This window comes from Cohnella herbarum (genome assembly GCF_012849095.1).
Classification (GTDB): Bacteria; Bacillota; Bacilli; order Paenibacillales; family Paenibacillaceae; genus Cohnella; species Cohnella herbarum.
The window spans coordinates 1,882,017-1,907,186 of sequence record NZ_CP051680.1; the positions used below are offsets into that span (position 1 = coordinate 1,882,017).

The window sequence follows — 25,170 nt, forward strand, 5'->3', positions numbered from 1 at the left end:
TAACCCATTATGCTTCTTCCGGCGCTTTCGTGCGTTTCAAGAAGAACGATAACACGAGCCCGACGATGGCGAATATCATTCCGATATAGAATGCGTTATGAATACCGGCATTTAACGCTAGAGCCCCCAACTTCTCAGGGTCAACCTTCTCGGCGTTCTCGATCACGTAATCTTTCGTTCCCGCCGACATCATGCTGATGAAGAAGGCGACTCCGATCGCACCGGCGACTTGCGTCAACGTATTCAGAATCGCGGTACCGTGCGGGTAATATTTTCTTGGCAGCTCGTTCAAACTATTCGTCTGAGCAGGCATCATAATCATCGAAATAGCGACCATCATAATACAGTGGTAGAGGATAATCGTTCCTTTGCTCGTATCCAGATCAATCTGAGTAAACAACCACATCACGACCACGAGAATCGCAGTCCCCGGAATAACGAGCACGCGCGGTCCGAATTTATCGAATAGCTTACCCGTAACCGGCGACAGGAATCCGTTGAGAATGCCCCCCGGAAGCAGGATAAGTCCGGCAGTAAATGCGGTGAACATCAAGCCTTGCTGAAGGAATATCGGCAATAGCATAAGCGTGGAGAACATCGCCATCATGACGATAATAATCAACACCGTAGTTAACGCGAACATAGGCGATAAGAAAGCACGCAAGTTAAGCATCGGTTCCTTGGATATCAATTGCCGCCATATGAACAACAGCAACGCTAAACCACCGACGATGAGCGTGAGATAGACTTCCGGACTGGACCAGCCGCTGTTCTCCCCGCCTGCGCTGCTGAATCCGTACACGATACCGCCGAAACCGATCGTCGATAAAATAATCGATAAAATATCTACTTTTGGCTTCGTTACGTCGGACACGTTCTTCAGATAAATGGCCGCGATAATAATGGAGAGCACGCCGAATGGGAACACGAGGTAAAATAACCAGCGCCAATCCAACGACTCCAAGATTAAGCCGGACAACGTCGGTCCGATCGCCGGAGCGAACATAATGACTAAGCCGATACTTCCCATTGCCGCTCCGCGTTTCTCGGGCGGGTACAGAACAAGGATCGTGTTCATCATGACAGGCAACATAAGTCCCGTACCGAAAGCTTGAATGATTCGACCGCTTAGCAGTACCGAGAAATCAGGAGCTAAAGCGCAAACCAAAGTACCTAAGGTAAATAAGATCATGGCTCCCAAGAACATCTGTCTGGTCGTAAACCATTGTACCAATAATGCCGAGATCGGGATCAATATCCCCACGACGAGCATGTAACTCGTCGACAGCCATTGAATCGTCGTATACGATACGTTAAGATCTTTAACCAGGTCGACGAATGCAATATTCAATAATGTTTCGTTAAGAATGGAAAAGAACGCGCCGATAACGAGCGTTATTAATATCGGCAATCGTTTAATATCCCCCAAATCTTTGTGCTGCGAACTCGCAGCTCCTCCAGCGGCATTCACTCTTTTTCCTCCATATCCATATATGTATAGATTTTTACTATACCATTCGACATTAATTTCTTCAAACACGATGTAATCTAATCATGAATATTAATGGATTGCAGATTGACAACGAATAATTCGTTCCTTATAATTACACTCAACGTTAAAGAAGGAGGCTGATGAATATGTACAACTTCATGAATATTTCGATTGCGTCGTCGTGTTCTCAAGTTCATAGGAATCGGTCTCTACGGAAAGTAACGCAACATGTATGAGGGTAAAAGGATATTGGATTAACGATATCCACCCTTAATCGTGTTAAGCAGCCGCCAGGGACCTTAGGTTCTTGGCGGTTTTTGTTATGCGCTTGCTCTTAAGGCGCATCATCCGACCGCAGGGAATCCCCTGCGGTTATTTGTTTAACCCATTACGAATATGAGGAGTTTTCGATTGAACAATAATACGCTTCATCCGAATGATAGTTTACGTGCCTATGGTTGGAATGCTTACTGGGATCAGCTCCTTTCGGAGCAACAACCCGCGATTCGACAGCTTAAACCGGCTCGGGTCGTCGCCCAGTTCTCCCACTCTTACAATGTGATGACGGAAGCCGGCGAGAATAGCGCGTCCGTTACCGGTAAATTCGAATTCAACGCCGCTAAGCGCGGCGATTATCCCGCCGTAGGCGACTGGGTGATGGTGGAGCGGCTCGCGAACGAAAGCCGTTCCGTTATCCATGCGGTATTGCCGCGCCGAACGGCGATGGTCCGCAATGCGGCGGGCAACGTCACCGAAGATCAGATCATCGGAGCGAACCTCGACTATCTGTTCATCGTTAACGCGCTTAACCAGGATTTCAATATCCGCAAGATTGAACGATATCTCATCGCGGCCTGGGAAAGCGGCGCACAGCCGGTAGTCTTGCTGACAAAGGCGGATTTATGCGAACGGCCTGAGAAATTCGTCGCCGAGGTCGAGACCGTAGCGCCCGGCGTACCCGTACATTTCGTCAGCGCTCTGCTCGATCAAGGCAAAGACGAGCTAGGCGCTTACTTGCAACCCGGCGTTACGATCGGCGTAACCGGATCATCCGGCGTCGGCAAATCCACGTTGTTGAACTGGCTCGCCGATACGCATAGGCAACAGGTTCAGGGAATCCGTGAAAACGATGCCCGAGGACGTCATACGACGACTCATCGCGAGCTGTTTCTGCTGAACAACGGAGCGCTTGTCATGGATACGCCGGGAATGCGGGAACTCCAGTTATGGGAAGCGCATGACGGCTGGCAGCAGGCTTTCGCCGATATTGAAAAGCTGGCTTCGCAATGTCGCTATCGGGACTGCAAGCACGAACACGATCAAGGCTGCGCGGTCCTCGAAGCCGCTAATACCGGCAGCCTCGACCCGAAGCGACTCGCTAACTATAAGAAAACAGCCAGGGAGCTCGCCCGGCTGGCCATCAAGGAATCACAGAGCCAGGCCAAATCAAGCAATCGAACACCCCGTTCCAAATCAGGGAAGTCTCAAGCGAGACTTAACAAACGCGCTTATTTGACGGAAGATTAAAGGTGTTTGCTGTAGCTGCTCTAAAGACCGGCGCTAATATAGCAAATGTTAGAAAGCCCTTAGGGATTTGAATATCCCTTAGGGCCTTCTCTTCATTCTTTCTCGATCTCGATAGCGTGCAATATCACGGTTACCGCTTCCGCTCTGGTTGCATTTGCTTTAGGTTTCATCGTGTTGTCCGGATAACCGGCAATTACCCCATGCTCAACTGCGGCGGCGACCGCTTCTTGTGCCCATGCAGCAATCGATTCTCGATCGGCAAAGGCATGACTTGCTTGCCTATTCTCCAATTGCAATGCGTTAACAATCATCACCGCCATTTGCTCGCGTGTCACGAGTCCATCGGGAGCGAATTTATGTTGATTGTTTCCCTGAATAATCCCATAGGCAGACGCCGAAGATATGGCCCGGCCGGCCCAATGGTCAGCCGTATCCGCGAATACTTTGCCCTCTATCTGCGGGAGTTCCAGAGCCCGAACCAGAATCGCGGTAAACTCTGCCCGGGTAATCGGATGATCAGGCTTGAAAGTACCGTTCGAATAACCCTTCACTGCACCTTTTGCTGCCAATTTTTCAATATTCTTTTCCGCCCAATGACCCTTTATATCCGTAAAATGAACATCGGTCTCTTCTGGTTGCGGTTGTTCTGCTGCCTTTACTGGCATGGCTATAACCGCGAATTTGGTGAAGTGGTCGGTGACGCCGCTGACCGTTCTCTTCTCCCAATCTACGAGAATGTTATCGAGCTCCGCCCATTCGTTCGTCTCTTCGTTGAACCAGTAGAGGCTAATCTTAAAGTTTTGCTTCTCTATCGCATTGGCGGCAAATTTCAAACGTAAAACGACTTCTTTGTTGAATTTTCCAGATTGATCCTTCGTGATCTCGAACACTTTGCTTGCTAACTGTTCTCTATTAGAAAGCGGCAGGGCATTCGTGTTCATTACCTCGCTAATCGTTATATTAATTGATCGGTTCAACGCACCGCTAGGGATGATGATTTCACCGCCGTCAAATACGATCGTCCCACCGTCCATGCTCACGAAGCGGGCAGGGTTAATCTGCGTACTGCTTCCGCCGTTGCTTGAGCTTGCCCGGGTTACGGTGACGGTATAGGTTTGCCGCAATCCGTTTAATGCCGTGACATGGAGAGTAATCGTATTAACGCCCTCATGGAGAGCTAGAATTTCACTCATTTCACCGCTCTCGACAGGTTGGGCCGTCCTCCCGTTTACTGCCACCGTTATGGTGTCCGTCGCATCAGCCGATACAGGGACAAGGGTCAAGCCGGACACCCTATTCCCCACGCTAAGCGCATAGCTTGTTGTATTTTCCGCGAACGCGGGACTCAGCGTCCCATCGGTCACCGTTAAGCCGCTTAACGCTGCGACCGATGCATCCAGCCGGAACCGCCTTGACACTAAATTCGCCTTATTGCCTGCCAGATCCAACGCTTGAACGTGAAGGTACCAGTCTCCGTCTACACCGTTCTTAGTTAACGTATCGCCGTTTGTAAACGAAATCCAGCCCGAAGCCGGTGTCGCAATATCGGTTGACCACGCATATTGCAGCGTAGAGTCGTCCACTCCGATGTTGCTGTCAGTCACCGTTACCGCCGTCTGTGCCGATATCGCCCAGGTTTCGCTGCCGTTCGTCCCCAAGTTGATGGAAGGCAGCGTATGATCCAGTAGAGCGCCGCTAACCTCATTGGAATATTCGCTGTCCTCGATCGCGGTACTCGATTTGACGGCGAAGTAGTAAGTCGTACCGTAGGTCAGGCCGGTTACGCTATAGGTTGCTTCCGTAACGGTCGCTACCGGCGTTTGGGCATAAGTCCCGCTATCCGTGCCCATATAAACTTTATAGCCGCTAGCCTTCGAAGCGCCATTCCAGGTTAAAGTAATCTGGCTGTTATCAGCCGCCGCCGTCAAGTTGGTCGGCGCTTCCAGAGCGTTGACGTTATTTTCTACTGATAGATCGGCAAAGCCATGCAATGAATTACGTGCCGTATCCGCAATATTCCCCAATTGTCCATCATAAGAGATCGTTACCCCTTGCCCATGTCCAATCGCGTTGTTTATGGAAAATGTTAGAACCCTCTGTCCCATCAAGAAGTGATTCGTAACCGTAGCAACATTACCGTCTACTTGAATCGTAACTCCGCTTGCATCCGCAATGCTTACATCCTCATCGAACGTCACGACGACGCGATCAGGATGATCGTCCTCTACCTTCGCGCTGACGATTGTCGGCGGGGCAGCATCCAATCCTGCATTAGCAGCAATCCCTTGTAACACCGGGTATGCTTTCCCTTCTTCGATCACCCAAGTATCCGTAAAATCCCACCCTGGCTGAAAGGTAGCTACCCGCTTCATCTCTGAGGTAGTTTTCGGTTCGCCTTTCCCTTCATCGGAATGGTTGGTAGTCTGGCTGTCATAGAAGCTTGCGCTCACGGAGGCGCCATACCCCACCAACCCTCCTACATAAGCATTGCCTTTGACAGCACCAGTGGCGTAAGAGGTATTCACTGAGCCTGAGCCGAAAATTCTTCCAGTCAGCCCGCCAACTTCACTGTTGCCGTTAACTGTACCCGTGACGTAGGCGTCCCTCACCTCAGCATAATTCTCGCCTACCAAACCACCGATAAATGTACGGCCAGAAACGTTGCCAGCCGAATAAGCTTCGCTTATCGTGCCCGACTTGTTCCGCCCTACCAATCCGCCGATCGAGTCGGTGCCGCGAACGCTGCCGGTATTGTAAGCATTGCTAAGTGATCCGAAGTTTACGCCCACCAAACCACCGACAGCGATATCCCCGATGACGCTTCCGCCTTCCAGCCCAATGTTTTTTAGGACCCCATTGGTCTGAACTGAGCCGAATAGGCCAACGTCACTGCTTGTGGGACGATGAATGGTCAGATTGCCGATCATATGCCCCAGCCCGTCGAAAGTGCCGCTGAATTCGGGAGAACCCATCCCGCCAATGGGCACGAAGCCCGCTCCCGTGATGATGTCGCCGCTCATGCCGGTCGCCCACATGTCTGAGCGGCTGTTGTCGGTGAATATCGTACCGAAATCGATGTTCTTCGCCAGGCTGTAGTTCGCCGTCAGGTTCATCGCCAACAACTGCAACTGATGCGTATTGGAGATGGTAGTGGAATATTCGCTGCGCAAGAAAGGCCGCGTCGAGCCTTCGACCATGAACCAGTCATTGTTGAAATCCCAACCGGGATAACTCCCTTTTGTCAGCGCCTGGGCAGTAGAAAAGCTGGCAACGTTGAAGGTTCCACTGTTATTGCCAAAGGGATCGGCTTGCTTGGTTGTATCTCTATCCCAATAGCTGCTTGTGATAGTACCGCTATTGCCCCCGAGCAGACCCCCAACATTGGTAGTGCCGCTGACGGTGCCGGTGGCGTAAGACTGGCTTATCGAGCCAGAGACATTGTTCCCCGCCAGACCACCAACAGCACTATCCCCGTTGACAGAGCCAGTGGCGTAGGATTGGTTGATCATTCCTTGGACATTATACCCCACCAGTCCGCCAACATTACTAGCGCTTCCGCTTACCGCGCCGGTGGCGTAGGACTGGCTAACCGTTCCGCCCTCATTGCCCCCTGCAAGCCCGCCGACAATGAAGGTGCCGATAACGGAGCCGGTCGCATAGGAGTGACTCACTGTAGCGTCATTAAGCCCCACAAGCCCTCCGGCATAATTGTTTCCACTGACTGCGCCCATGGCGTAGGATTCGGTCACTGTGCTGCCGATATCATTGTGCCCTACCAATCCTCCGACGAGTCCGCTGCTGCTAACAGTGCCGGTAACGTAAGACTTGTCCACTGTGCCTCGGTTACGACCCGCCAATCCGCCCGTATATAGCTTTCCAGTGATGGAGCCTCCTTCAAGACCGACATTTCTTACCACCCCGCCGGAGCCAATGATCCCGAACAGACCTATAAGATCGCTTGAGGGCTTATTAATGGTCAGTCCGCTAATGACATGATCTTGACCATCGAAGGTCCCGATGAACTGGCTGTCGTTATTCCCATCGCCTCCGATGGGGATAAAGCCTTCTCCATCGTTCCAGTTGGCAGTCTCCGCAGCGTCAATATCCGCCCCGAGCTTATAGTGAGCGCTCAGGTCGTTTCGCACTTCATTCAAATGATCCAGCGTCATAATAACGTACGGATCGGCGACCTCCCCCGAGCCTGTCATCGTAGCTTGTGAATCGGCTAACGCTTGATACGGGAAGATTCCAAACAATAAAAGAAGCGCTGCAAATAAAGAAAATAATCTTTTCATAGTTACTCTCATACCGTTCACCTCTGGATGTTCTTAGAGTCTACATCGTTCAACATATGCCGAATTATATACGGTTTTAGAGATCTTGAAGTCTAACCGCGGTTATAGATTCGGTTATAGCCCCAGCTTAAAGAAGACCCGAATGGCTTCGAATCGTTCCGGCTAACCCCGCATTCCTTTCCCCCGATTGATCGCTTCCACGCGGCCGGTCACTTGGAGTTTGCTATAGATATGATTAATGTGCGCTTTAAGAGTTCCCATGCCGATGCCGAGCGTTTCTGCAATCGCCATGTTGTCCATACCATCTTCCATACAACGGAATATCATGTGCTCCTTCTGGGTTAGAAGCGTCTCCAAAGCGCCTTCCGATGGATATAACGAGTCTGCCATTCCACCACATGAGGACAAAATCTTGCGCACATAGGCGAGCGTAGGCGAATTTTTGTCCCGGATATTGCCTTTCTGTCGTTGCTGTACGTATGTAATCAGCAATTCCGCGATCTGTTTGCCCTTATCGGCGAATACACGAACGTAATCGTCCGGTTCCGCATATTTGAGCGCTTCTTCCAGTTTCAGAAGAGCTTGCTCCGTCTTAGATTCATGCCGCAGTATCATCGCCTGAAGCACTTGAATTTCCAACGCATCCATCGGACGATGATCTTTAACGGCGATGAGATATAGCTTCTCCGACAGGTCCCACGCTTTTCTAGCGTTAGCGGTTTCCAGTAATACTCTTACGAGAAAGATATAGACGAACAGCTGATACACGGACACCGGATCATCCGCCGAGAGTCTGTAGCGCTCCTTCCACTCTAGAGCCGCAGACGGATCCCCTCGCTCCAGCCGCAAAGCGGCCATTTCTGCTTCGATTAGAATATGCGCGCCCTCTGCGCCTTCTTCCAGCGCTTTCTGCCCGGCCTCTTCCAACCACTTCTCGGCTTGCGCGATATCTTGGTTGGATTTGCTTATCCTCGAAAGGAACAGGCTTGCGGGAACGTAAACCTTCTCCGGCTGATAGAGCGCTTGGTTCTTCTCTAGCAGTCCAAACTTCAAATATTGCTCCGCTTGTTCCAGTTCGCCCCGTTCGTACAACAATTCTCCATAACAGACCAGAACCGAATGCTGTAAGCCCATAAGCGTCATGAATTCGATCATATTAAGAAAAAACGTATCCGAGAGCCCTCTAGGTAAATGTTTGCCTCGCTTGCCGTTATACGACCTATAAATGGACGGGGACAGCGGCATCTGAGGCGAAGCAAATATGAGATCTATTCCTTCCGGGCTGTGTTGAAGCGAAAGACGGATGTATTCCAACCCCTTGACCATATCCATATCGTACTGGGTCGCTTTGAAATTCCTTACATAATACAGGTAGCTCATATAGCGATTCCTGTCTTCCGGACTCCAACTCCCCGACGATAGCTCATAATGTTCCTCGGCCAGTTGCAAATGCCTTTCCGCCTGATCGAGATCATGAGCCCACAACAAAGAAAAAATATACGAGAAGTAAAGATACGGATGTTGCATTAAAAGCCGCTCGGGGATAGCCGACAACCAAACTCTCAGCGTCGAGAATTCCCTGCGTATCATAATGCTCCTCATCTGTTCTAGCAAACGCAGCGCTTCCTTATAAGAGTGCCCGGCTAGATAATAATCCACGGCTTCTTCCAGCAGCCCCATTGATTCGCACCAAATAGCAGCTGCATTGTTCAGTTCCATCGTTTTGTCGGGGCAATGACGTATCTGTTGCTTTTGCAGAAAATCGCCGAACAGATGGTGAAATCGATACCATTCTTTGTTTTGATCCAACGAAATGAGAAATAGGTTCGTGCTTACCAATTCCGCAAGTTTCCCCGCTCCGTTGTCCCCGGCCACAGCTTCGCAAAGCGATCCGTTCATTCTCTGAAGAATGGAGACGTTCATTAGAAATTGCCGAGACGATTCGTCAAGAGCTTCAAAAACTTCTTCCAGCAAAAATTGCTCAACCCGGACGCTGTCTCTGTGATCATGAGGCATGTACGACATCGTCCGCTTACCATTTCGTAAGGACAACGATACAAGTTTAAGGCCCGTTACCCAACCCTCGGTTTTCTCAAGAAGTTGTTCAATCTGCTCTCTTTGCATATCCCTCTTAGCACAGATCCGGAAGAAATCTACCGTTTCCCGCAAATCGAATCGCAAATGTTCGACATGGACTTCTTGGATCCAGTCCCGGCTAATCCATCTCGCCTTCGAAAAATCTGCAACGGTACGGCTTGCGAAGGAAATATGCACAGGGGACGGCAGGTACTCCAAAAAATAGGACACGGATGCAATGATATTCTTGTCATTAACGACATGCCAATCATCCAACACAAGCACAAGGGGTTCCTGTAAACCATTCAATTCGTTCAGCAGAGCAACGAGGAACGGTTCATGCTGACCAGGGCTTAACGTTGCAACTGCCGATTGGAGCGGACCGGACAAACTGCCAAGCGCTTGCTCGACAGCCTTAGTTGTATATTGCCAGAATCGAATCGGGTCATTGTCCTTATCGTCCAGTGACAGCCAACCGACAGGTACATTTAGTTGTCTTACCCAATCGCTGACCAGCGTCGTTTTACCGTAACCGGCAGGTGCCGTAATGAATGTTGCTTTGCGTTTCAGTCCCTGATTCATCCGCTCAAGCAACTGGGGTCGAGATACGGAATGATCAAGGGGTTGCGGAATCCGCAGCTTGGATAATATAAGAGAATGGTTTTCATAACTTCCATGAACCATAGCTTCCATCCTTTATTGGTTATTCATATAGTCATATTTTATCACATTAAATAACCGTCAGATATTAGCAACAACAAGTAAAACCCATGACGGTTAATCCGCCATGGGCTCTCGATCGCGACCCGGAAATTAATTGATCCGGTACCGTTCTCTGATGATGTTGATATGGTGAGTCTCGTGACCGGAAATAATGTAGGCTAACGCCCTTGCGGAAATCGCGTTGTCATTCGCCGTCCCGGATCTCGATGTTTGTTCGTCGGTCAATCCGCGAATCAGAGTTAGCGTCGCTTTACGTACGGAAATATAATCGTCGATAAGATCCGCTAATGAATAGCCGTCGAAGTTGACCCCTTTCATAAACTCGTCCTGATCATAACCGGCTAACGACGTTTTGTCGCCTCTTGCGATCCGAAGCAAGCGATAGGCCATAATCCGTTCATTGTCGTTAATGTGACCTATGACTTCTTTTAAGCTCCATTTATCCGGAGCATACCGGAAATTCCCGATTTGCTCGGGAATATCGGACAAATAAGCGGACGTTTGCTCCAGCTGTCTAGCCAAAATATCGCTGATTTTCCCTTCCGGCACCAGACGGACGTACTGATCGTAATATTCTGCGTATTCTTCTTTCGCGGGACGTTGATTCATCAATTTAGCCTCATTTCTCCATAGTGTAAGCGATCAGTAATGCGGCCGTGTTCACGATGGCATCGGCATGCGTTCTCTCCATGCCATGCGAGGCGTGAACCCCCGGGCCAATCAAAGCCGCTCGAATGTTGCTGCCTCCATGTAATGCCGCGGAGGCGTCGGAACCATAGTGGGGATAGATGTCGACGGCATAAGCGATGTTTTCTCGTTTCGCAAGGTCGATCAGCTTCGAAGTCATTGCGTAATCATAGGGTCCGGAAGAGTCTTTGGCGCAGATCGATACGTCTTTCTCCGTCGCCGAGAGGTCGTCCCCGATAGCTCCCATGTCTACGGCGATCAATTCGGTAATGTCCGGCGGGATATAGGAACTGCCATGACCGACTTCTTCATATGTAGAGAAGATCACCTTAACCGTATTCGCAGGCGATTGGCCTTCGCGCTTCAACCACTCCATTAATCCGAATAAAGCCGCAACGCTTGCCTTGTCGTCCAGATGGCGAGACTTGATCCAGCCGTTAGGAAGAGTACGCGTGCCGGGATCCCACGATATGAAGTCCCCGGGAGCAATACCAAGCGCCTCGGTCTCCTCTTTCGTCTTCACCGACTCGTCGATGCGAACTTCCATGTTCGCCTCTTCGCGTTTCAAATCCCTCATATCCGAGTAAACATGAACGGAAGGTTTCGTCGAAAGCACGGTGCCTTCGTAGGTTCTGCCGTCGCGCGTATGAATCAGGCAATATTCTCCTTCAACCGTATGCATCGCATAGCCGCCAATAGAAGTAAACCGAAGCATTCCGTTCGGCTTGACCGAACGAACCATTGCCCCAAGCGTATCGACGTGCGCGGTTAAGGCTATCACTCTCTCCTTCGAATCGCCGGTACCCGGGATCGTGATGATCGCATTTCCTTTGGGCGTCATCTCGAGTGCATACCCGAGCTTAGCGGTTTCCTCTCGAATGCGCTTCATAATGGCCATGCAAAACCCGCTCGGACTCGGCGTATTCAACAACTCGTTAAGCAAGCTCACGATATACTCGCGATCTAATTGCGGTTGGAGAGCTTCAGGCATGTGTTCCATCTCCTAATATAGTTATCGGCTGAAATCCTTCGAAATCGTAGAAAAAAGTCGCAAATTCGCGACTTCCTTTCATAACATTTAAATACCGCTTCATTCCTCTTACTCGTTCGGCATGTCTTTAGGCGTTGAATCTTTGGCGGTATCCGCATTTTCTGCACAACTCTTCGACGACTTCCCTTCTGGAAAATCCATCGTACAATTTCGTCGCGCGCTCGCCTTCGATAATTTCCGAGAAAGGGGTTTTATTAATATTCCCCAAATTAATGACGCCTTCTCCGTCCAAGCAGCATGGGATGACCGTTCCATCTACCAGAACTCCGGCTTGATTTCGCAAGGCATGACAGAAGCCCTTGCTATCGTCTTCCTTCTCCTTCAAATCCGGCCACTTAAACTCTTCCTCGTGATTTAAATAAATCCGATCCGCGATTTTAATGCCCTTACCCCGAACGAAATGTTCCTCGATCTTATAACCGAGCCCGAACGATTTCTCGATCTGCTCGAGAATTTCCCTGTTCCGGTCGTTCATTAAGTTCGTCTCGTTATCCGGCGTAAGGTTCCACAGTCTCAGGGAAATCAGAATGTTCGAGGCGGCGACAGCTTCCTTGGCAAAATCCAGCACGCTGGACACGTACCCCTCCTTATCGACCGATCCTTCATGCCCGTCGAAGCTATGCAGAGAAAAGTTGATCTGCCTAAGCGCGGGTTTGCCGAGAATCTTGGACTTGGCTTTATGGAGCAACGTCCCGTTGGAGGTCAGGTTCACTTTGAACCCTTTCTCATGACTGATATCCAGCAGCTCGTCAATCTTAGGGTGGAGCAACGGTTCGCCTTTCACGTGAAAATAAATATATTCCGCATGCCCCTGAATCTGATCCAGCGTATTCGTGAAAGCATCGACTTTAATAAAATTCGCTTGACGTTTCGTAGGCGGACAGAAGCTGCAAGCGAGATTGCATATGCTCGTAATCTCGATATAAAATTTCTTAAATTTCTTCAAGGTTGGGGTGCTCCTATCGGTCCTGCTCTTAGAATGATGCCCTTATTATAGCACAAGCACCAGGGGCCGTTCCTATGATTTGTCCGCATAATACACATGCTTGGCCGTTAACGTTCCGCTCGCTATTCGGAACACTCCGAACGAATACAACGGTTGCTTCCTCTTGTCCGTCGGAGAACCGGGATTAAAAACGAGCAAACCCCCGGTACGTTTCAGCACGGGGATATGGGAATGTCCGTACACGATGGCGTCCAACCGGACATCCTTGAAGGTCTCGATGGCGCGAGACTCCGTAGCTTCCCTCTTCCCCGTGCCATGCCCATGCACGATTCCGATCCGGCAACCGTCGAATTCGAGCTGCTTACGCAGGCCGAAGCGGCGAACGATGTCCTCCCCGTCGTTGTTGCCCGCGACTCCGTACGTCGTCGCATAGTTCGCCAATTGCTCGTAGACGGAAAGATTCGTCCAATCGCCCGCATGAATGATCGCATTGGCATTCGCAAGCTCGCGAAGCAATCTTTCGGGCAGCTTCTTGCTCATTCTCGGCATGTGCGTATCGGATACGACGACGATCTTCATCCGTACCGACCTCGATTCGTTAAGTTCTATAACATTATCATATCGACTATTCCCCATTCAATCAATGCGACGATGCCACAATAGGGAGCCCAACTTTAAGTCTTTTATATAGAAAAAAAGACGCTTTAGGGTATGCGCGGATATTCCCGCTTAGATCCTAAAGCGCCCAACGATGACGATTCATTCCGTTTCATCTATCTCCAGCATCCTCCGCTTTATTCTTTCGTCCGGGACAACAAGTAAAGGAAATAAGGAGCTCCGATCACCGCGACCACGATACCCGTCGGAATTTCCGAAGGCTGTAGAATCCAGCGGCCTAGCGTATCCCCCGTAATGACCAGAAGCGCGCCTATCAACGCCGATACCGGAATTAATAATTGATGTCTGGATCCGACTAATCTACGACCAAGATGAGGACCGATCAATCCGACGAAACCGATACCGCCGCTTACCGCCACGCATGATGCCGCAAGCCCGACAGCCGCGAACAACAGCTTGAGCTGCTCCCTCGATACGGAAGCGCCAAGGCCCGTCGCCATCGATTCTCCTAGGCGGAGCACGTTCAACACTCGCGCCTTATAGATGACATAAGGCAATAGAATCAAGATCCATGGCAATAACGAGAGGACGAATTTCCAATTCGTTCCCCAGATGCTGCCCGCTAACCAAGTCGCGACGAACTGGTACTGATCCGGATTAAGCCGAAGCGTTAAGACCAGCATAGCGGCGCTTAGCCCTGCGGCAACGGCAATCCCCGTCAGCAGCAATCGGGTGGAAGATAAGGGCTGATGCGGGCGATGAGCCAGCACAAGGATCAATAACGCGGTCGCTCCGCCTCCGAGCAACGCCAAGATCGGCAATAAAAAAATCGACGACGTAGAGGTTGCGGAAAAAAACGAGATGAACAGCGTGACCATCAGCCCAGCGCCGGCGTTAATGCCCAAGATACCGGGATCCGCTAGCGCGTTGCGGGATATCCCCTGCATAATGCAACCCGATACGGCCAATCCCGCTCCGATCAGGATAGAGATGACGATCCTCGGCAAACGAAAATCGAATAGGATGAGACTCTCTTTATCCGATCCCGCCCCGAATAACGTGCGGATCAGAACCGCAGGAGACAATCGAATATAACCGGTATTCATACTAATGATGAATACGATAAGGATCAGGGCGCCTAAAATAAGCATCGTGGTCAGTCCTTTGTTCCGTGAACGGAAACGGACCAAGGTTTCATTCGCTAACGTTCCCTTCATCCTACAACTCCCTCCTTTCCTTAAGCGCAAGGAAGAGGAAGAACGGTACGCCTACTAACGCAATCAGCGCGCCGATTGGCGTTTCGAAGGGCGGATTAACCAATCTCGCGGCTAGATCCGCCAATACGACGAGCAGACTCCCGAGTATTGCCGAGCACGGAATAATCCATCGATAATCGACGCCGACCAAATACCGGGTTAAATGAGGGATGATGAGTCCGACGAACCCGACCGCCCCGACGACCGATACTGCAACGCCCGCCAACAAGAGGACGACCAGCATCCCTATCGTTTTGATCCAACCGGTACGCAGACCGAGACCTCTTGCAACGTCGTCTCCCAGACTTAAGAGCGTAATTGATCTCGATATCACGATAGCCACCAGAATGGCGGCACCGACTAGCGGAAACAGAACCTTCAGCTCCTGCCACTTCGTTCCCGCGACGCCGCCCGCATACCAGAACGCGAGATCCTGTCCGATCTGATAATACAGCGCGACTCCTTCGCTTAACGCGGCCAGCAAGGCGCTCACGGCGGCACCCGCCAGAACTAGGCGAGCCGGGGTCAGTCCTCCTTTAGAGAATGAGCCGAACCCATAGACGAGCCCCGCTCCTAGTCCCGCTCCTAAGAAAGAGATCACGATCAGATACGTGTAAGATAAGCCGGGGTAAAGCGCAAAACAAATCGCTAGCGCAAACGCGGCGCCGGCATTTAGGCCAAGCAATCCGGAATCCGCGAGCGGATTTCTCGTCATTCCTTGCATGATCGCGCCCGCTACGGCGAAGCACGCCCCTACGAGCGCTCCGCCAAGTACGCGGGGCATTCGAATATCGTGGATAATCTGATGTTGCGTGAGCTCCGCATTGAAATGAAGGACGGAGTTCCATACCGTAGCCAGCGGTATATCGGCGGCTCCATAGGATACGGATAACCCTATGCCTAACAATAAAGCGACTATTCCAGCCATTATGATGAAGGCCCCCGCCCATGGACGGGAGCTAATGGGTGGCGTTTGAATTTTCCCGGGCCGTTCTTGATGAGAAGGGTTTATCATATTACTTCGCCTTGCCTCCACGCTCAAATGATATTGATTCTCATTTGGATTATTAGTCCATATTAGAACCAACGCCAAGCGCCGACAATGGACAAAATCAAGACATTCTTTGTACAAAGTTAAATTTTCGGGCCATTAGTAAAGATGAGTTTTCCTTAACTCTATTCGTTCATACCGATAGGAGATTGTACAAATTCTATACCCTGACTCGGTTTTATCCATTGAGCCTGGGCGCACATTCTTTTATGATGGTCACTGTTAAGGTATCGATAATGATTATCATTATCTATCTATACCATCGAAAAACGGAGGAATTTATATCATGAGTAGGAAAATGAGAGTTACCTTAGCGTTAAGCATCATCGCTCTGTTCGGAACATTATTAATGGCTTGCGGGAACGACAAAGACAATAATGCCGTTTCCAGCGCGAGCGCCCCCGCGGCCGATCCCACCCCGACAACAACGGCTTCGGCTTCGGCTTCAGAGACTGCCGAAGCTCCCGCATCGGAACGTAAAATGACGGATTACATGGGTCATGAGGTTGAAATTCCCGTCTCCCCTCAACGGGTGATCTTCGTTGGAGAAACATTCAGCGACTTGTTCGTCTTGGACGTCAAAGCGGTCGGAACTTCAACGAGCATGGCAGCGGATACGGTATACGAAGATCGAATAGCCGGCATCGAAGACGTCGGTTTCCCGATCAATCTGGAGAAAACGACCTCGTTGAAACCCGACCTGATTATTATCGCCGATACGGACGAGAAAGCTTATGAGCAGCTTACCAAGATCGCGCCGACGATCATGTTCGATACGTTCGCTCCGCTCGAAGATCGATTGTTGCTTCTGGGCGACATCCTTGGAAAGAAACCGCAAGCGGAGCAGTGGCTCGCGGATTATACCAAGCAAGAGGAGCAATTATGGACGGATCTGCGAGCTGCGGGCTTGAAGCCGGGCGAAACGGCTTCCGTGTTTACCTATTATCCGGGAGATCGCTTATTCGTTATGGCAAGAACCGGTCTGTCCCAAGTGCTGTACAGTCCTAACGGGCTTAAGCCGACCGATCGTATTCAACAAGTATTGGATGCCAATAGCGGATTCGAACAAATATCCACCGAATTGCTGCCCGAATACGCCGGAGATCGTATCTTCATTCTTAATCCGTACGCGGAACTAACGGATGCTGTCCAATCTACCGAAGAGTTGTTGCAGAGTCGGATTTGGCTGGATTTACCCGCCGTCAAAGCGGGTAACGTGTACCGGCTCGATATCAAATCGTCGGGAAGCGATGCGCTTAGCAGACAATGGCTATTAGAGGAACTTCCAAAACTAATGGCTAAATAAAGACAGGAAACACGAATTCTTCAACCCAAAGAAGGCGTTTTCGACGAAACCGTTGAAATGCGCCTTCTTTTTCTATACAATTAACGCAAATGATAATCATTATCATTGAGAAGGGAGTGCTACGCTATGGTTCATCCAAGCTCCATTTCAGTCAAAGTTTCGATAAGCTCTATGATGTTTCGTATTACCGACATAGAACGCGTTGAACATAGCGCTGCATGGCATCCCGATACATACGAGGCTGATCGCTATACGTTGCTAATCGTTGTAAAAGGCAAAGGCGGACTGCTCCAGGGCCGCGAATTGACGAAGCTTGCGGCGGATAAATGTTATTGGTTAAATCCGGGAGAGCCATTCCGAATCGTTAACGAATGCGACGCGATTCAATACTATAGATTGTCCTTTACGGCCATCCAAATGAATAGCTCGGGGTACGAGAAATACGCGGGAGAGATCGTCCCGGATAGAAGCGAGCTTGCCGCCTATCCTTTCACCCGCCTCATGCGCTTAACGGAGCTCCTCTGCGAAAGCAGGCAATCTCGCAGCGAGGTCGAAAACTTCTCGTTTCAAGCCAAGTTCAACGAATTGCTAGCCTTCCTATTCGAGCATAACTTGCGTACCGAGCATCCCTCCAACCCGATTCAATCCGTTGAATTAACGATTAAATACATTCACAGCCATTATATGCACCCGATCACGGTGAAGCAGCTTGCGGAAATCGCGCAGGTTGCCCAGTGGCAATACAGCACGATCTTCCAAGAGCTCACCGGCAAGAAACCGCTCGATTATTTAACCGATCTTCGAATCGGCCATGCGAAAGAATGGCTTTTCCAGTCCACGGAGCCGCTTCGCGAAATCGCCCGTCGGGTCGGATTCTCGGACGAGTATTATTTCAACCGTCGGTTCCGCCAATCGACCGGGATGACGCCTAGACAATATTCCGAATCGATTCGCGGCAAAATCCGCGTGAAGGATTGGACCGGTCATGAGGTCGATATTCCGGAAAGCCCGAAACGGATCATTTACCATGGGGAGACGCTAGGCGACCTTAGCGCCTTGGGCATTCAAGTGATCGGCACAAGCGAACGCTTCAAGAACGGCTATTCTCAAGAGCAAGATGAATACAACATTCATGACGTGGGCTTGCCCATCGATCCCAATAAAGCGTTAGCGCTTAAACCCGATCTGATCATATTCGCAAGCGCGGACGAGAATCAATATAGCGCCTTATCCAAGATTGCTCCCACCGTCACCTTCAACACGTTCGCCCCCTTAGATCATCGTCTGAATACGCTCGGTCGGTTGTTGGGGCGTGAACGGGAAGCGGAGCTATGGCTTAGTTCTTTTAACGCAAAGGTTACGGACATGTGGAATAGGCTACGACCGGTTATCAAAGAAGGCAGGACGGCTTCGGTATTCATCTACGAACATGGGGAGCATCTCTTCGTCATGGGGAATTCCGGTTTATCCTCTGCCCTCTACCACCCATACGGCTTTCAAGCCGCCAATAGAATCCAAGACATCGTCGAAGCCGGAGTTGGTTTCGCGGAGATTTCCCCGGACGCATTGCCCGAATACGCGGGGACCATATCTTCATGCTTCTGTCGGATAACGAGCTGTCCAGACGTTCGGCGCACGAATTGATGGAGAGCGCAATGTGGCAAAGCTTACCCGCGGTTCGCAAGGGATGCGTCTACGTGCTGAATGCTCAGTTATGGAATTACAACGATGCGAAGACCCAAGAACGAATGCTGGAGATGCTGCCCGTAGTTCTCAAACAAGATTTTATGAAAATGGGCTAAACTAACAAAAAAAAGACCGATACCTCCGCTCGATTCGACGGGGATATCGGTCTTCTTACATCGGCTATAAGCCGAAGGCTTCGGCAATCATACCATAGGATTTCACGCGCTTACCATACTCGTGTATGTGCGACACGATCATCAACTCTTCCAGATGCAGGCGATCCGCATAACGTTTAAGCCCTTCCTTGACTTGGCCGGGCGTACCTATGAATCGGCGTGTCTTCATCCGATCTATCATCTGCAGTTCCATGGCCGAGTACGGATACTCCGATGCCGTCTTTACCGAGGGAACAAATCCAAGCTCCTGCCCGCATAGAAACTTAAGGGAGTACAGTTCGTTACTCTTGGCGAGCTGTTGCGCCTCTTCTTCCGTGTCCGCGCAGATCGCCATGACGGCGGCAAGCGCCTCAGGTTTATGGTGATATGCCGATGGCCGAAAATAAGCGAAATAATGCTGAAGCGCCTCATCCCCCGCCGCGCCGAAAAATTGCGCGAAAGCGTACGGCGTTCCCAGTTGCGCGGCAATTTTTGCACTGCCGTCGCTTGAACCCAGCAGCCACAACTCGGGTACCGTATCCGTCTGCGGGAAAGCTCGTAATCCCGGAAAACGATGATTTTCCGGCTTTTCGTCATGCAAATATAAGTTCAAATCTTCAACCTGCTGCGGATATAGATCGATATCTACCCTTTTATGCTCCTGGAGGGCGCGAGTCGGGAGCGGATAACCGCCAGGCGCTCTACCTAAGCCAAGATCGATCCGCCCAGGATAAAGCGCTTCCAATAGCTTGAAGTTTTCCGCAACCTTATATGGGCTATAATGAGGAAGCATAATTCCGCCGGCGCCGACACGAATATTTTTCGTATGCGCGGCGATATGCCCGATCAGAATTTCCGGACTGGAAGAGGCTAAAGCCTCGGATCCGTGGTGCTCTGAAACCCAGAATCGGGTGTACCCCATCTTCTCCGTTTCCCGGGCAAGCCCAACCGTTTCGTTCAGCGCGTCTTTCACGGATCTTCCTTCATTGATATGCGAATGTTCGAGCACGCTTAGTTTCATGGTAGTCCGATCCCTCTCCCTTTCGCCGCGTTCCCGTCATGCGCAGTAAATAGTCAAAAAAGCCCGCAACGTTCGCGGGCTCTCCGTTCCATCAACGTTTATTGAATATATCCGTCAGTACGGGTACGATCTGCGATTTACGCGATACGACGCCTTTCATGACAGCCTTATTGTTTTGCAGCTTAACGTCGTAGGCTTGCTCAACGGCATCAGCCGCGCGTCCGAGAGCCAAACCGACGGAATCGTTGTTCAGAATGTCCGTCACGACGAACAAGAACAGATCGAGTCCTTTGTCGTTGATGATATTCGTAAGCGCGTCTTCCAACTCGGCTTGCTTGGACAGAACGTCGTTCACGTCTACCGCGTTGACTTGCGCGATCTCGACTTTGGCCGTTCCCATTTGGAATTCTTTCGCGTCCAGGGAGATCAGCTGCGCGATCGTTTTGTCGCTGAGATCGGCACCGGCTTTCAGCATATCCAGACCATAGCTATCCGCGTCGACGCCGGCGATTTCGGCGAGCTCGCGAGCGGCGGCTACGTCTTGCGCTGTGCAAGTCGGGGATTTGAACAATAAGGAATCGGAGATGATAGCGGATAGCATCAGCCCGGCAATGTTCTTAGGAACGGATTTACCGTTTTCTTTGTATAGCTTGTTGAGGATGGTTGCCGTGCAACCGACCGGCTCGGCTCTGTAATAGAGCGGCGCGCTTGTCTCGAAATTAGCAATACGGTGATGGTCGATGACTTCGAGTACCGTAACTTGATCGATATCGGACACGCTTTGTTGGCGTTCATTGTGATCCACGAGAATTACGCCTTTCACTTCGCCCGCGACCGTCTCTACGAGACGCGGTGCTTCAAAACCGAACTTATCTAGCGCGAATTGCGTTTCGCCGCTAACGGAGCCCAGACGAACGGCTTCAACGTCTTCTCCCAGCTGTTTCTTCAAATCAGCGTAGGCAATGGCGGAACAAATCGTATCCGTATCCGGATTTTTGTGACCGAAGATCAATACTTTGCTCATTTTCTTGCTCCTCATCTATTATTTTGGCGAGAAAAGTATACCGCAAAATGGTAACCTTAATCAAGACAAACTACGTTCTATTCCGATAGGCTTACATTATATTTAAATTTCCGATAAATATCTGCCGTAGCCTTCCTGCTCCAGTTGACTCTTCGGAATAAACCTTAGCGCGGCCGAGTTGATGCAATAACGGAGACCGCCTGGCTTAGGACCGTCGTCGAATACGTGCCCGAGGTGGGAATCCGCTTCCCGGCTTCTGACTTCGACGCGGAACATGCCGTGGGAGAAGTCTTGATGCTCTTGAACGTTGCGATCGTGAAGCGGCTTAGAGAAACTCGGCCACCCGCATCCTGCGTCGAATTGATCCCGCGAGCTGAATAGGGGTTCGCCCGAGACGATGTCTACATACAGTCCCGGCTCCGTATTATTGTAAAATTCATTACGGAATGGAGGCTCCGTCCCCTTGTTCTGCGTGACCTCGAATTGCATCGGGGTCAGTCGCTTGCGAAGCTCCTCCTTATCCTTCGGAGTGTTCCAATGCTGTTGCAGGAAGGAATCGCGTCCCGATCCTTGGCGATAATATTTATATCTAAGCGGATTCTTCTGGTGATAATCTTGATGGTACTCTTCGGCGGGATAGAATACGTCCGCTGGTTCTATCGTGACCGCGATCGGCGCATTGAATCTTCCGCTTGACTGAAGCGCATCCTTCGCGGCTTGCGCTTCCTCGCGTTGCTCCTCGTTATGGTAGAAGATCGCGGGCCGGTACGAAGAGCCTCTGTCGTGAAATTGACCTCCCGCATCGGTAGGATCGACGGAGCGCCAGAAAATATCGAGAAGTTTCCCGTAGGGAAAAATTTCGGGATCGTATGTGATTTGAACGGCTTCGGCATGGCCGGTCGTTTCCGAGCATACTTCTTCATAGGTCGGGTTAACGGTATGGCCGCCCGTATATCCGGATACGATACCATGAATACCCGGCAGCTCTTCGAACGGAGTAACCATGCACCAGAAGCACCCGCCCGCGAATGTCGCTAATCGTAAAGAGTCGTTATTTTCCGTAGTCATCTTGAATCACTCCTCATCTCAATATCGGCAAAGCTTATGGTTCTATTGTAAACAATAATCGCTGCCTATTCCAATCAGGCGATCCATCATCGCGATAATCGTTTATGATAAGAGTATCGATACATGTGTTTGACGACATTCGCTAAGGAGGATCAACGCATGGAATATAGAAACATGGAATGGATTTGCCGCGACGGTACCCGGATGCACGCTTGCGAATGGAGCCCTGAGCGGACGGAAAACGAGATTAAGGCGGTTATCGGAATCGTCCACGGGATGGGCGAGCATGTGGGGCGGTACGCCCACGTTGCCGAAATGTTCGGCGCGGAAGGTTATGCGGTCATTGGCTTCGATCAGCGAGGTCACGGACTTACGGAAGGCAAACGAGGGCATATTCCCCAATACGAGGCGCTGTTGGAGGGCGTAGACTCCCTTATCGAGGCGGTGAACCGCGATTACCCGAACACTCCCGTATTCTTATTCGGACATAGCATGGGGGGTAACGTCGTCCTTAATTACTTGTTACGAAGACAACCGAGCATAGCAGGAGCGATCGTGACGGGGCCATGGCTGAAGCTCGCTTTCAAGCCCCCTTCCCTGCAGACTACGATCGGGAAGTTCATCGAGAAGATCTATCCGAAATACACGAACAATCGGCCTATGGTCGCGGAAAGCTTGACGACGGACCCCGCGATGATCGAACGGTATGTCACGGATAAGCTAGGACACGGGCAAATAACGGCGCGGTTCTTCTTCGGCGTTCAAACGGCCGGACTCTGGGCGTTGAAACACGCCAAGGAGCTATCGCTCCCCTTGCTCCTCATGCACGGCGGCGATGACAAGGTGACTTCCATCCATGCCAGCAAGCAATTCGCGGCAGAATCGCCATCTCTGATTACTTGGAAGGAATGGCCGGAGTTTAAGCATGAACTACATAACGAAACCCGACGCGAAGAAGTGTTCAAGGTTATGCTCGATTGGTTAGAGGGACAGTTGGTCGGAATGAAGACCTAAAAGTCCCGATGCGCGAATGCGCACCGGGACTTTTGGATTTATCTCATCTGTACGAACATCGGAGTATCTGCCGCATCCTGAATGAGATCTTCTAGCTCATCATCTAGCTTCATTATAGAAAGAGAACATCCGCCCATTTCCAACGAAGTGACATACTCCCCTACGTAGGAACGGGCAATCTCGACTTCAAGAGCCTTAAGCCGGGTATCCACTCTGCGGTATGTGATTAGAAGCTCCATTCGAGTCGTCGAACCTAAACCGTTCACCAGCACGACCACTCGATCACCTTGTACGAGACGCAGTTCTTGTATAATCGCATCCAGCAAAATGTCCGCCGTCTCGTCTGCCGTAGCTATAAGGCCGCGCTGAATTCCCGGTTCGCCGTGTATGCCTAAGCCGATTTCCATCTCTCCCTCTTCGAGAGTAAAGCTAGGCTGTCCCGTCTGTGGAATTCGGCAAGGCGCCAAAGCAACGCCCATCGTCCTCAATCGATCGTTGGCTTTGCGGGTTACGCGGACGACTTCATCCAACGCGTAGCCGCGCTCGGCAGCGGCTCCCGCCGTCTTGAATACGAGGAATCCTCCGGCAATGCCGCGCCGCCTGTGCATCTCGTTCTCGGAAGCGGAAGCGATGTCGTCCGTAACGAGCACCGTCTCAACGCGAATTCCCTCTTCTAGATCGGCCAGTTCGGCAGCCATGTCGAAATTCATGCAATCGCCGGCATAATTTCCGTACATATAGATCACGCCAGCGCCGCTATGGATCGCCTTTGTCACTTCCACGATGGGATGGGGCGGCGGAGAAGCGAAAATGTTGCCGACCGGTACTCCGTCGGCCATTCCCTTACCAATCAAGCCCATGAACGCAGGCTCGTGACCGGAGCCTCCTCCTATGACGACGCCGACTTTCCCTTGTGTACGCTCGTGAGTACCGATCAGCGCACGTTTATTAGTTGGCAATACGGCGACATATTGCGGGTAAGCCGCGACATACCCCTCGACCATCTCGTCAACAACCGCATCCGGGTGATTGATCAGCTTCTTCATTCCCGCTCCTCCTCAAGTAAATCTGCTCCTGCTCCATGATTCTCTCGATTTTTCGGGCAGAATTACCTCCTTCGAAGGAAGAAGATAGCCAAGCGTTTACTACCTTTTTGGCCGCCTCCAAACCGATGACCTTCGCTCCCATCGTCAAGATTTGCGCGTTGTTGCTTTTCTGGGCCCGTTCCGCGGAATACGTGTCATGGCATAACGCAGCGCGAATGCCGGGTACCTTGCCCGCAGCGATTGCCACGCCGATGCCCGTTCCGCAAATGAGAATGCCTCGCTCCAGTTCCCCTTCGCGTATTCGATCCGCTACGGCGAACGCTACATCGGGATAGTCGCTGTCCGTTTTGTCGTGGCAGCCATAGTCTGTCACGTCCAGACCAGCGCCGTTCAATATTTCCTTGATCGCTTCCTTCATCTCATAGCCATGATGATCGCTGCCGATTCCGACTTTCATACGAGGTCGCCCTCCTTCGTATTCAACGTTTCCAGCATATCCGCGAACACGGATAAGATGAGATAAGCAGATGCAGCTCCGGGATCCTGATGAGATAACGACCGGTCGCCGAGGCGGCTAGAGCGTCCCTTCCGGGACACCATATCCGCCGTTGCGATCATTCCCGCTTGGCCTGCGCTTACCGCAGCCCGAAAACAAGCGTGCACATCGTTGCCAAGCGCGTAATGTTCCCGGAGGCTGTCCAGCGCCGGCGCCCATACATCCACCATCGTTTTGTCTCCGACAACCGCTTGGCCACGTTCGACGATACCATTAACAAACGCCGTCCAAAAGGAAAGCAAATCGGATTCCGTCAAAAACTTTTTTCCATTTACGGCTGCTCCCGCTCGCATGAACGCCGTGGCGTAGAGCGGTCCGACGGAGGAACCAACCGCATTCAGAAATTTCATCCCAGCCGTCTTGCATAACGTTCCGCAATCCGCTTCCTCCGGCAAGTCGTGCATCGTTTCCTTGATCGCCCGCCATCCGAGCGACATCGTAATGCCGTGATCGCCGTCTCCCGTCTTCCTGTCGAGCTCGGACAAATAGTCTTTATCGCGATCGATCGTATACGCAATCGTAAGCATAATCGTTTTTAGTTGATTAACTGTCAATTGCACGCTGTTCCCTCC

At 51.0% G+C, this 25,170-nt stretch carries 20 protein-coding genes; 5 read left to right on the forward strand and 15 right to left on the reverse strand.

Annotated features, from left to right (window positions below; translation table 11 throughout):
- Nucleotides 1–7 precede the first annotated feature (7 nt).
- Nucleotides 8–1,429 (reverse strand): MDR family MFS transporter, encoded by a 1,422-nt coding sequence (locus HH215_RS08280; RefSeq protein ID WP_375140517.1) that lies wholly within the window; start codon nucleotides 1,427–1,429, stop codon nucleotides 8–10.
- A 474-nt stretch (nucleotides 1,430–1,903) separates the two neighbouring features.
- Here HH215_RS08280 and rsgA point away from each other — a divergent pair, with 474 nt between their 5' ends.
- On the forward strand, nucleotides 1,904–3,019 hold the full coding sequence (gene rsgA, locus HH215_RS08285) for a ribosome small subunit-dependent GTPase A (RefSeq protein ID WP_254450415.1): 1,116 nt from the start codon (nucleotides 1,904–1,906) through the stop codon (nucleotides 3,017–3,019).
- A 92-nt stretch (nucleotides 3,020–3,111) separates the two neighbouring features.
- Here the strand turns inward: rsgA and HH215_RS08290 are convergent, their stop codons facing one another.
- The 8 genes from HH215_RS08290 to HH215_RS08325 all read right to left on the reverse strand — a co-directional run bounded on the left by HH215_RS08290 (nucleotide 3,112) and on the right by HH215_RS08325 (nucleotide 15,686).
- Nucleotides 3,112–7,314: an S-layer homology domain-containing protein gene (locus HH215_RS08290; protein WP_169279468.1), complete on the reverse strand. Its 4,203-nt coding sequence runs from the start codon at nucleotides 7,312–7,314 to the stop codon at nucleotides 3,112–3,114.
- A gap of 162 nt (nucleotides 7,315–7,476) precedes the next feature.
- Nucleotides 7,477–10,074, reverse strand: coding sequence for a winged helix-turn-helix domain-containing protein (locus tag HH215_RS08295; RefSeq protein ID WP_169279469.1), 2,598 nt, complete (start codon nucleotides 10,072–10,074; stop codon nucleotides 7,477–7,479).
- 129 nt (nucleotides 10,075–10,203) lie between these two features.
- A complete protein-coding gene (locus HH215_RS08300) occupies nucleotides 10,204–10,722 on the reverse strand; it encodes a DinB family protein (RefSeq protein WP_169279470.1) in 519 nt (172 codons plus the stop codon).
- A 10-nt stretch (nucleotides 10,723–10,732) separates the two neighbouring features.
- Nucleotides 10,733–11,791 carry a M42 family metallopeptidase gene (locus tag HH215_RS08305; protein ID WP_169279471.1) on the reverse strand — a complete coding sequence of 353 codons (1,059 nt, stop codon included), beginning with the start codon at nucleotides 11,789–11,791 and terminating at the stop codon, nucleotides 10,733–10,735.
- Between the two features lie 127 nt (nucleotides 11,792–11,918).
- Nucleotides 11,919–12,797, reverse strand: coding sequence for a radical SAM/SPASM domain-containing protein (locus HH215_RS08310; RefSeq protein WP_169279472.1), 879 nt, complete (start codon nucleotides 12,795–12,797; stop codon nucleotides 11,919–11,921).
- Nucleotides 12,798–12,869: 72 nt separating this feature from the next.
- Complete coding sequence (locus HH215_RS08315; protein WP_169279473.1) at nucleotides 12,870–13,376, reverse strand: metallophosphoesterase family protein; 507 nt, start codon at nucleotides 13,374–13,376, stop codon at nucleotides 12,870–12,872.
- 215 nt (nucleotides 13,377–13,591) lie between these two features.
- Nucleotides 13,592–14,566, reverse strand: a complete 975-nt coding sequence (locus tag HH215_RS08320; RefSeq protein ID WP_375140518.1) for a FecCD family ABC transporter permease — start codon at nucleotides 14,564–14,566, stop codon at nucleotides 13,592–13,594.
- Nucleotides 14,567–14,633: 67 nt separating this feature from the next.
- Nucleotides 14,634–15,686, reverse strand: coding sequence for a FecCD family ABC transporter permease (locus HH215_RS08325; RefSeq protein WP_169279475.1), 1,053 nt, complete (start codon nucleotides 15,684–15,686; stop codon nucleotides 14,634–14,636).
- A gap of 322 nt (nucleotides 15,687–16,008) precedes the next feature.
- Between HH215_RS08325 and HH215_RS08330 the strand changes: the two genes are divergently transcribed.
- The 3 genes from HH215_RS08330 to HH215_RS36325 all read left to right on the forward strand — a co-directional run bounded on the left by HH215_RS08330 (nucleotide 16,009) and on the right by HH215_RS36325 (nucleotide 18,830).
- Complete coding sequence (locus tag HH215_RS08330; RefSeq protein WP_169279476.1) at nucleotides 16,009–17,028, forward strand: ABC transporter substrate-binding protein; 1,020 nt, start codon at nucleotides 16,009–16,011, stop codon at nucleotides 17,026–17,028.
- A 126-nt stretch (nucleotides 17,029–17,154) separates the two neighbouring features.
- Complete coding sequence (locus HH215_RS08335) at nucleotides 17,155–18,672, forward strand: helix-turn-helix domain-containing protein (RefSeq protein ID WP_254450416.1); 1,518 nt, start codon at nucleotides 17,155–17,157, stop codon at nucleotides 18,670–18,672.
- Complete coding sequence (locus tag HH215_RS36325) at nucleotides 18,624–18,830, forward strand: hypothetical protein (RefSeq protein WP_254450417.1); 207 nt, start codon at nucleotides 18,624–18,626, stop codon at nucleotides 18,828–18,830. Before HH215_RS08335 ends, HH215_RS36325 begins: the two co-directional genes overlap by 49 nt.
- 64 nt (nucleotides 18,831–18,894) lie before the next feature.
- Here the strand turns inward: HH215_RS36325 and HH215_RS08340 are convergent, their stop codons facing one another.
- The 3 genes from HH215_RS08340 to msrB form a co-directional block, all read right to left on the reverse strand.
- On the reverse strand, nucleotides 18,895–19,890 hold the full coding sequence (locus HH215_RS08340; protein ID WP_169279477.1) for an LLM class flavin-dependent oxidoreductase: 996 nt from the start codon (nucleotides 19,888–19,890) through the stop codon (nucleotides 18,895–18,897).
- 91 nt (nucleotides 19,891–19,981) lie between these two features.
- The gene (locus tag HH215_RS08345) at nucleotides 19,982–20,914 is read right to left on the reverse strand and encodes a manganese-dependent inorganic pyrophosphatase (protein ID WP_169279478.1); all 933 of its coding nucleotides are present in this window, start codon (nucleotides 20,912–20,914) and stop codon (nucleotides 19,982–19,984) included.
- 102 nt (nucleotides 20,915–21,016) lie between these two features.
- Nucleotides 21,017–21,982: a peptide-methionine (R)-S-oxide reductase MsrB gene (msrB, locus tag HH215_RS08350; RefSeq protein WP_169279479.1), complete on the reverse strand. Its 966-nt coding sequence runs from the start codon at nucleotides 21,980–21,982 to the stop codon at nucleotides 21,017–21,019.
- A 159-nt stretch (nucleotides 21,983–22,141) separates the two neighbouring features.
- Between msrB and HH215_RS08355 the strand changes: the two genes are divergently transcribed.
- Nucleotides 22,142–22,996, forward strand: a complete 855-nt coding sequence (locus HH215_RS08355) for an alpha/beta hydrolase (RefSeq protein ID WP_169279480.1) — start codon at nucleotides 22,142–22,144, stop codon at nucleotides 22,994–22,996.
- 38 nt (nucleotides 22,997–23,034) lie between these two features.
- On the opposite strand, the gene HH215_RS08360 is transcribed toward HH215_RS08355, so the two are convergent.
- Genes HH215_RS08360 through dhaL form a run of 3 tightly spaced genes read right to left on the reverse strand, consistent with a single transcriptional unit; the run spans nucleotide 23,035 to nucleotide 25,158 of the window.
- Entirely contained in the window at nucleotides 23,035–24,042 is a 1,008-nt protein-coding gene (locus HH215_RS08360; protein ID WP_169279481.1) for a dihydroxyacetone kinase subunit DhaK, read from the reverse strand.
- The gene (rpiB, locus tag HH215_RS08365; protein WP_169279482.1) at nucleotides 24,005–24,499 is read right to left on the reverse strand and encodes a ribose 5-phosphate isomerase B; all 495 of its coding nucleotides are present in this window, start codon (nucleotides 24,497–24,499) and stop codon (nucleotides 24,005–24,007) included. Before rpiB ends, HH215_RS08360 begins: the two co-directional genes overlap by 38 nt.
- A complete protein-coding gene (gene dhaL, locus HH215_RS08370) occupies nucleotides 24,496–25,158 on the reverse strand; it encodes a dihydroxyacetone kinase subunit DhaL (protein WP_254450418.1) in 663 nt (220 codons plus the stop codon). The genes rpiB and dhaL overlap by 4 nt, the downstream gene beginning before the upstream one ends.
- Nucleotides 25,159–25,170: the final 12 nt, after the last annotated feature.